Origin of the sequence: Kistimonas scapharcae (genome assembly GCF_039540975.1) — a bacterium.
In the GTDB taxonomy this organism is placed as follows: domain Bacteria; phylum Pseudomonadota; class Gammaproteobacteria; order Pseudomonadales; family Endozoicomonadaceae; genus Kistimonas; species Kistimonas scapharcae.
In genome coordinates this window covers 1-7,916 of sequence record NZ_BAABFL010000352.1, presented here as the reverse complement: position 1 = coordinate 7,916, position 7,916 = coordinate 1, and the positions used below count along the sequence as shown (strand labels likewise).

Annotated in this window: 9 protein-coding genes; 5 read left to right on the top strand and 4 right to left on the bottom strand. The window is 52.4% G+C overall.

The genetic code is table 11. From position 1 onward, the window contains the following. Window positions 1-78 precede the first annotated feature (78 nt). Window positions 79-783 carry a phosphoadenosine phosphosulfate reductase domain-containing protein gene (locus ABD892_RS12680; protein ID WP_345196114.1) on the top strand — a complete coding sequence of 235 codons (705 nt, stop codon included), beginning with the start codon at window positions 79-81 and terminating at the stop codon, window positions 781-783. A 243-nt stretch (window positions 784-1,026) separates the two neighbouring features. Then, entirely contained in the window at window positions 1,027-1,644 is a 618-nt protein-coding gene (locus ABD892_RS12675) for a LysE family translocator (RefSeq protein WP_345196112.1), read from the top strand. Window positions 1,645-1,723: 79 nt separating this feature from the next. Here ABD892_RS12675 and nhaD read toward each other — a convergent pair whose 3' ends face one another. Further along, window positions 1,724-3,118 (bottom strand): sodium:proton antiporter NhaD, encoded by a 1,395-nt coding sequence (gene nhaD / locus ABD892_RS12670; protein WP_345196110.1) that lies wholly within the window; start codon window positions 3,116-3,118, stop codon window positions 1,724-1,726. A 96-nt stretch (window positions 3,119-3,214) separates the two neighbouring features. Beyond that, the gene (locus ABD892_RS12665; RefSeq protein ID WP_345196109.1) at window positions 3,215-4,384 is read right to left on the bottom strand and encodes an amidohydrolase; all 1,170 of its coding nucleotides are present in this window, start codon (window positions 4,382-4,384) and stop codon (window positions 3,215-3,217) included. Window positions 4,385-4,644: 260 nt separating this feature from the next. Between ABD892_RS12665 and ABD892_RS12660 the strand changes: the two genes are divergently transcribed. Together ABD892_RS12660 and ABD892_RS12655 are read left to right on the top strand one after the other, a co-directional pair. After that, entirely contained in the window at window positions 4,645-5,142 is a 498-nt protein-coding gene (locus ABD892_RS12660; protein ID WP_345196108.1) for an aminoacyl-tRNA deacylase, read from the top strand. A 176-nt stretch (window positions 5,143-5,318) separates the two neighbouring features. Then, window positions 5,319-5,672 carry a hypothetical protein gene (locus ABD892_RS12655; RefSeq protein WP_345196107.1) on the top strand — a complete coding sequence of 118 codons (354 nt, stop codon included), beginning with the start codon at window positions 5,319-5,321 and terminating at the stop codon, window positions 5,670-5,672. A 34-nt stretch (window positions 5,673-5,706) separates the two neighbouring features. Here ABD892_RS12655 and ABD892_RS12650 read toward each other — a convergent pair whose 3' ends face one another. Further along, window positions 5,707-6,702, bottom strand: a complete 996-nt coding sequence (locus ABD892_RS12650) for an ion channel (RefSeq protein WP_345196105.1) — start codon at window positions 6,700-6,702, stop codon at window positions 5,707-5,709. 199 nt (window positions 6,703-6,901) lie between these two features. Here ABD892_RS12650 and ABD892_RS12645 point away from each other — a divergent pair, with 199 nt between their 5' ends. Continuing rightward, entirely contained in the window at window positions 6,902-7,393 is a 492-nt protein-coding gene (locus ABD892_RS12645; protein ID WP_345196103.1) for an aminoacyl-tRNA deacylase, read from the top strand. On the opposite strand, the gene ABD892_RS12640 is transcribed toward ABD892_RS12645, so the two are convergent. Further along, window positions 7,394-7,855 carry a sulfite exporter TauE/SafE family protein gene (locus tag ABD892_RS12640; protein ID WP_345196102.1) on the bottom strand — a complete coding sequence of 154 codons (462 nt, stop codon included), beginning with the start codon at window positions 7,853-7,855 and terminating at the stop codon, window positions 7,394-7,396. Between the last annotated feature and the right edge of the window lie 61 nt (window positions 7,856-7,916).

Below are 7,916 nucleotides of genomic sequence, written 5' to 3'. Positions count from 1 at the left end.
TTTGCCTGAAGAGCACAGGGGACGCTCTCTTCATTCAATTTAGCCTTACTTCTTCAGATCGTTAAGCGGGAGTTAAGGATGACTGCCTTGCCTTCTGGTATCCACGTACCCTATCCTAGCCTCCCCGTAAACCAGAACAACAATATGCCTATGACACTGGATCTTGAAAGTCTCAACCGTGAGCTGGCCAACCGTCACCCCGCTGATATCGTTGCATGGACCCTCGAACAGGCAAAAAACCCGGTACTGACGACCAACTTTGGCCCCCATGAAGCGGCCATTATCCACCTGTGCGCCAGTCGCAAACCGGACATTCCGGTGGTCTGGATTGATTCCGGCTACGGTACACCGGCCACTTACCGGTTTGCCCATCAGCTCATCCAAAGACTGGATCTGAACATCCGCATTTATCACCCCCGCTATAGTCGTGCCTGCCGGGAAGCGATTTATGGCGGCATTCCGGATGTCGACACCCCGACGCATGATGCCTTCACCCATGACGTCAAGCTGGAACCTTTCCAGCGTGCCATGGCCGAGGCCAAACCCGACGTCTGGCTCACCGCTATCCGTAAGGAGCAAACCGCCTTTCGCCAGAACCTGGATATCCTGACGGAAACCCAGAACGGCATCCTCCGTGTGGCACCCGTCTTTTACTGGTCTGAGCTGGATCTTGAGGAGTACTTGGTCGAGCACGACCTCCCCATTGAAGACGATTATTTCGATCCCACCAAGGTACTGGGAAACCGTGAATGTGGCCTGCATACCAGCACCAGTCAAACATAACGCCTGCAAATGGATCAGCGCCGCATAGCGTGCTGATCCGCCAACCCAACGCTTATCCCCTTCCTGATAATGACCAGCTCAGGCGCGACTCAATATTATTGATTCTTTTTTTGCATTTCCATTGAACTAACAACCGGTACTTCAGTCCAAAGCCCGAATCAAGAAACAGGGAGGCACTTCGCCACTGGTTCAGCGATCGAAAGAAACAACCAATGGGCTTATTTGACAGGAGTAACGAGAGCAATGGGTATGGAGCAATGGCTGGCATTTGTATCGGCCACACTGATCCTTTTCATGATACCGGGACCGGATATGGTAATGGTCGCAGGCTGGAGCGCACGAAAAGGTTTCCGCATGGGTTTGGAAGCTGCGGCCGGAACGGTTTCCGGTCTGCTGATGCATACCACAGCCACCGCCATGGGGCTGGCAGCCCTTCTGGCCGCATCCGCGAGTGCGTTCACCGTGTTGAAATGGGTGGGTTCTATTTACCTGGTATGGCTTGGCATCATGAAACTGAAAAATGGCGAACATACAACGCCAATAGATAAGCCCAAGCGTACCACCAGTCCCTTTCTGCAGGCATTGTGTACCAATTTGCTGAACCCGAAGGTCATCCTGTTCTTCCTGGCCTTTCTGCCCCACTTTGTCGACCCGAATGTCGATGTGAAAGCGCAGTTTATTATGCTGGGATTGGTATTCGCTGCCATTTCGGCGGTCTGCTACCTAGCTCTTATCGCGATTACCGCGAAAGCGGGTCAAGCCCTAGGAAAAAGCCGACGCGCTCAACAGCTGGGTCGCTGGCTGAGCGGAACGGTGATGATTGGTTTTGGTGTCAGGCTGGCGATGGCCAGCCACTCATAAAAGACACTGGCAAACGCGTTCAGGTAGAAGGGCAGGTGATATAGCCATACCACCTGCCCTGACAAAAGCACAGGCACCGCTAACCACCATTCAGCAGGAAATGCACGCCAACACTGGCGGCATACCCCAAAGCGATTGCCCAGGACCAACGCAGGTGCCCCATAAAGGTATAAGTACCTTTGGATGTCCCCATCAGGGCAACCCCTGCCGCAGAGCCCACCGAGAGCAAACTGCCACCGACACCGGCTGTCAACGTAATCAACAACCACTGGAAATTCCCCATTTCAGGATCCATGCTGATGATCGCAAACATGACCGGAATATTGTCCACCACGGCAGAGATCAACCCGGCCACAATGTTCGTCACCGAAGGGCCCAGCTCGGCATACATACCCGAAGATATCATCTCCAGGTAGCCCAGATAACCCAGACCACCGACGGCAAAGATAATGCCGAAGAAAAACAGCAGCGTATCCCACTCTGCTTTAGCCACCTTCAGGAATATATCGAGCTCCCCTTTTTCACTCTCATCCAGCTCCTGTGCTGTTGTTCGACTCTTGTAAGTTAAGTACCAGGTGTAAAACATCAACAATGACATACCAGTCATCATGCCCATGAACGGCGGCAACGAAAACACCTTCTCAAAGGTCACAGCAAGAATGATCGTCACGAGGAACAGGCCACAGACAACCAGCCCCCCCGGCTTTACCTGGACACACTCATCAATCGCAGAAGGCTTTTCAGACGGAACGAATACACTCATGATCAGAGCCGGCACCACGAAGTTCACAACAGCAGGCAGGAACAAAGCAAAGAACCCAAAAAATTCCACCTTACCCGCCTGCCAGACCATCAGTGTCGTAATATCACCGAACGGACTGAAAGCACCGCCGGCATTGGCTGCAACCACCACATTGATCATCGCCAGGGTCACGAAGCGCTTGCTGTCGCCGCCGACAGACATAATCACCGCCCCCATCAAAAGGGCCGTGGTCAGGTTGTCAGCCACGGGTGAGATGAAAAAGGCAAGGGTGCCGGTTACCCAGAACAACTGGCGGAAACTCAGCCCCATCTGCATTAATCGTGCTCGCAGGGCATCGAAGACCAGACGCTCTTCCATGGTGTTGATGAACGTCATGGCCACCAGCAGGAAAAGGAACAGCGCACTGTACTCGCCCAGGTTGTGCAACACAGCGGCACGTAGCGCTTCATGCTCCACACCATAATCGTGGGCAATGGTAGCAATCAGCGCCCAGATAATACCGGCGGCGAGAATGACCGGCTTGGATTTACGCAGGTGGAGCACCTCTTCACCCATGACCATGATGTAGGCAAGGACAAAGATGGCGATACAGAGATAAGCCAGTGGATCTTCAGTCGCCCCAAGCACCTCATATCCACCACCCGATGCGCTTGCCAATCCCGGGAAAAGCGCAAGTACAACTGGCAAAAAACCGTTTTTAAACACTTTCATTCTGCATTTCTTATTGGTTGTTTTGTTCAAAAAATTCCACACCCCTGAAAAGGATAATAAACGCTGAACGCATATACCACCTTCCTGCTGGAAAAATTAATTGGGAGTAGAAACCATTAACAGACGTCTGGCGGCATGTAGCATGATGTTGCTGCCAAGCTCAATCAACGCATCCGGAAAATCGTAATCCGGATTATGCAGTTGCGGGCAGGACTCACCACTCCCCAGACAAAACAGTGCCCCCTTGCAGTGACGGGTAAACTGTCCAAAATCTTCAGACCAGCGCATCGGGCGCTCTACCGTTTCGGCATTTAAACCTGCCTCTTCCGCCGCATCCATAACGAGGGAAACGACCACGGGATGATTCTCTGTTGCCGCAAATTCATCGCGGTAACGGATCGAACATTGCAACCCGGCCTGTTCAGCCTCCTGTATCACCAACGCCTCCGCTTTTTGCCTGAGCGCCTGCATACGATGATCTGCCGCGGTTCTCAGAGTCACCATAATGGTGGCGTCACCTGGCGCTATACCGAAAGCCGGCTCTCCCAGGCGAGCATACACAACCGTTACCAGTGCGAATTCCTCATCAGTTTCGACAGGCGTACTAAGCGCGGTAAGCTGCTCCAGTAGTCGACACATCGCCGTCTGCGGGCTGATTCCATCCTCCGGCCTGGCGGCATGAGAGGTTTTGCCGGTGAAGGTAATCTCCATGCCACAGGATGCACAGGCAAAACTGCCGGATCGCACCAGCAGGGTACCCAGCGCAGTGCCTGGCAGATTATGCCATCCGATCACATAGTCCGGCGCCAGTGCCTGAAACCGTTCATCGGCCAATACCGCCATGGCGCCGGTACCATCCTCTTCCGCAGGCTGAAACAATAATCCAACCCGCCCGCTCTCTGGTCGCTCACGTGCCAGCCTGATCCCTAATGCCAGCAGTGTTGTCATATGGCCATCATGACCACACATATGGGCCTTGCCTTCATGCTCTGACCGGTAGGGAACCACGCTGGTTTCATGAACCGAAACTGCATCCATATCAGCACGGAAGACAACCGTCGGGCCAGGATGTTGACTCTCAAACAAAGCCAGCACACCATGCCCTCCGATACCGGTCAGCATTTCATCGGGCCTGATATGTGCCGCCAAAAAGCGCTGTAATCGCTCACTCGTATGACTTTCAGCACCCGACAACTCCGGATAACGGTGAAACTCCTGCCGCATCTGGCGACAAAGGTTGAGTTCCGCATTTCCCAAGCTGCTCATCATCTATCTCCTGGTATTCCTCTGTGTAGTGCCGATGTGCACCTACACTGCAACACAGTAAGACCCGATGGTGTCATGTTCACGAATACGGACACAGCCCGTATTTACCCCGATATTTATGGCCGGTATTTATAAAAAAACAACTGTTCGTACTTAATCTGTCTTAAAACGTCACTGACATAAACAAAAGATTTATTGACAATCCGATATACTTACATGCAACTGAGACATGGCGGTAAGCAGCAGTTGTCGGAGGCATCATGTCCATTTCACCGCAGTTAGAGACTTTTCTCGCTGAAAACTGTACGAACTATGAAGTGGTATCCCATCCCTATTCAGAACGGGCGGCAAACACTGCACGTTCAGCCTGTATTCCGGATCGAACCATGGCCAAGGCGGTTGTGTTGAAAGATGGTACAGGCTATGTCATGGCCGTGATGCCATCACGTAATCGATTGATGCTGGCCTGGTTGAACATGCGCCTGGATCGCAACCTGAAACTGGTGCAGGAAACCACATTGCAGGATCTCTTCCCAGACTGCCAGCCCGGCGCCATACCGGCCATGGGCATCGCCTACGGCATGAAAACAGTCTGGGACGATGCGCTCAATACCGTTGCCGATATTTACATCGAAGGCGGTAATCATCGGGAGCTCATCCATATGCACCGAAACGAGTTCCAGAAACTGATGTTCGGCCAGCCCCATGCGGCTATCAGCTGCGATATTGAAGAAGAAGAGGCCTACCGAAGCTGTTGACAACGGCTCTCTGCCAATTCTTAGTAAGATGTGCCCTTCCGGTTAAGGGGATACTCTGCAACGATATCGTACGAGGCTATTCTTTAGTTTCGACAAGAGTGAGTGGGATGCTTGCAATAAACATTATCCATCAACAGCTGTGATGGCTGGGGTTCATAACAGACGCAGGTGACGCTATGAAGCAACGCTTTCTTCTGGCAAGACTCATAACCGCAGCGATTTTCTTCTTCGCTGCCATCTTTGGTGCGGTTCAGGGACTGTTTCTGGTTGCCTTTCTGGCATCCGTTTTCCTGGGAATTCTGATTTATGACCTCATGGACGTCACCGTCCAACAGTCCCATCAACTTCCCCCTATCACCGCAACCGGGCCTCTATGCATGCACTTCAACGGTGAAGCTTTTCCCGAGTGGCTGGAAGTCGGTGCCAGCGATCGTTACTACCTGGCAGGTATTGCGCCCGAATATGTCTGCGAGAGTCTTGTAGAGAGAGACGACATTATTTACAACGGCGTACGCTACCACCCTGTCTGAAACAGGTAACGCATAAGAGCCATCCCCTTGCTGCTTAACGGGTCATCTTCTTTACAAAGACCACCACGTAGAGCGCTAGGATGAATGTTCCCAGAAATGCTTCGAAGGCCGCGATCGTTCGGCCTATGCCCACTGGGGCGATATCACCATAACCCAGCGTTGTAAACGTCACCACGCTGAAATAAAGGCATTCCATTAGCTTGGCCCAGTTGGCCTGCCACCCCAGTTCAGGGTGTACCTGAATGATCTCACCGCCTGCACTGACTCCGATCATGGCGTAAAGAAAAGCACAAACCACAACCATGGCTGCTGAGAAAGCGATGACCCGCATGGGGCGCTCTCCATAGCCACACAACAGGTCAACGGTTTTCGACACTAACCGTTGCCATGAATAAGTGGGCAACTGATAACGGCGGTAGCGCATCTCTTTTTGAAAGAACTCACCTGCCTCTTCCTGCAAGCCATGAAGCTCACACTGGCGACGAATATTCCGGCAGACTTCCTCTGCTTCTTCATTCAGTCGTCGCACCCCTTCTTTTCGATTCGATTCGCGTTTCCTGAGCTTCTTGCTCTCTGCAGCCTGGAGGATAATGCTACCCCAGCGGATGTGCTCGATCTTCGCATCATCAAGCCGGATACCCAGCAGGTTGGCGCGGGTCAGATTGGCAGAGTTGAGATTCGCATATCTGGCATCTACCTTGAGTAGACAAGCGCCCTGCAAGTTGATGTTATAAAGATGCGCATCACGAAGATCAGCATGATTGAGGTCAGCATCCGTCAGGTCATAACCGTCCTGACAACCTCGATTCACAAGGTGTACATTGCGCAAATTGGCATTCTTCAACTGGAATCCCGTCAAGGGTCGGCCTGATTTTGCAATCGCCTCCACGCGCTCGCAGATATCATCCCCCTGCTTATCCGCCTCCGGATCATGCCAAAAGCACAAACCGCCTTCATTCTCAGCACTATCTTCACAGCGCCTGCCTTTATAATCCACATAGGCGCATTGAACGCATCCCTGCGCTTCCATCCTGTAGCCAACCCCATAATCATAGTTATCCCATTATTGGAGAGTATAGCCAGCCCGTTCAGTTTTTCTTCTATGTCAGGAGTTTCGTTAAGCGGCGCTGCTTAGAAAGGTTTGATCTGATGATCCGTCAGGGTGGGTCATATACTGAGTACAGCCTGAAGATCATTCAGGTTCGACTCAACATTGAGAAGTAATCGTTATGAGTGTTTCAAAAAAGCTGTCTCAATTCCTTGCACAACAGCAGGTTGATTTTGAGCTGATTCATCACAACCCCAGCATGAGCGCCATGCAAAGTTCTATTGCTGCACGCGTTCCGAGTGAGGAAGTCGCCAAAGCCGTTATCCTTAAAGATCACGTCGATAACTTCCTGATGGCTGTCATTCCCGCAGGCCGGCGGCTGCACCTTCATACCGTCGAGGAGCTCACCGATCAGAAACTACGCCTGGCCTCAGAGCACGAGTTGCAACAGAGATTCACAGACTGCAAAACCGGCGCAATCCCCGCCATTGGGCCTGCCTTTGACATGAGCATGGTGTGGGATGACCGCTTCCTGCAGCAACAGGATGTATACCTGGAAGCCGGCGACCACGAAACCCTGGTGCATTTATCCGGAAAAACCTTCCAGAAGCTGGCTTCCACCGAGCAGCATGACCAGATCAGCATGCCCATCAAAGAGCAACAACCTGAATAATCAGCCTACAGAGTCCAGCATCGCAGCACCACAGGCGAGCACAACCATCACGAACAGCAACCATTTCAAGGTAGCTTGGGAGGCCTGTATGGCAAATCGAACGCTGTAGTGAGCCCCGATCATGCAACCCACGGCAAGAATCAGCCCCGGCACCCATAACACCAGGTCATACCAGATGAAGATCCCTAACGCCAACAGGCTGAAGCAGGCTGTACAAACCACCTTCAGGGCATTAGCGCGTACCAGATCGTAACGCAGTCCTCCTGCCAGCGCCGCAATCAGCATGAAACCAACCCCAGCCTGAACAAATCCACCATAGACACCTGCCAGAAACAACCCCACCCAGGCGGACGGTTTGCTATGCAGAGAAACAACCGGCGTGCCAGGCTCTGGCGCAACCGTTGACGGTTTAACGATCATGACTAAGGCCATCAATACCATGCTACCCCCCTGTGCCAGCATAGTTGTCGCCTCTTCTGAAATTTCCAACTTAAACAGGGGGTGGTCAGTGAGTAATCAATGA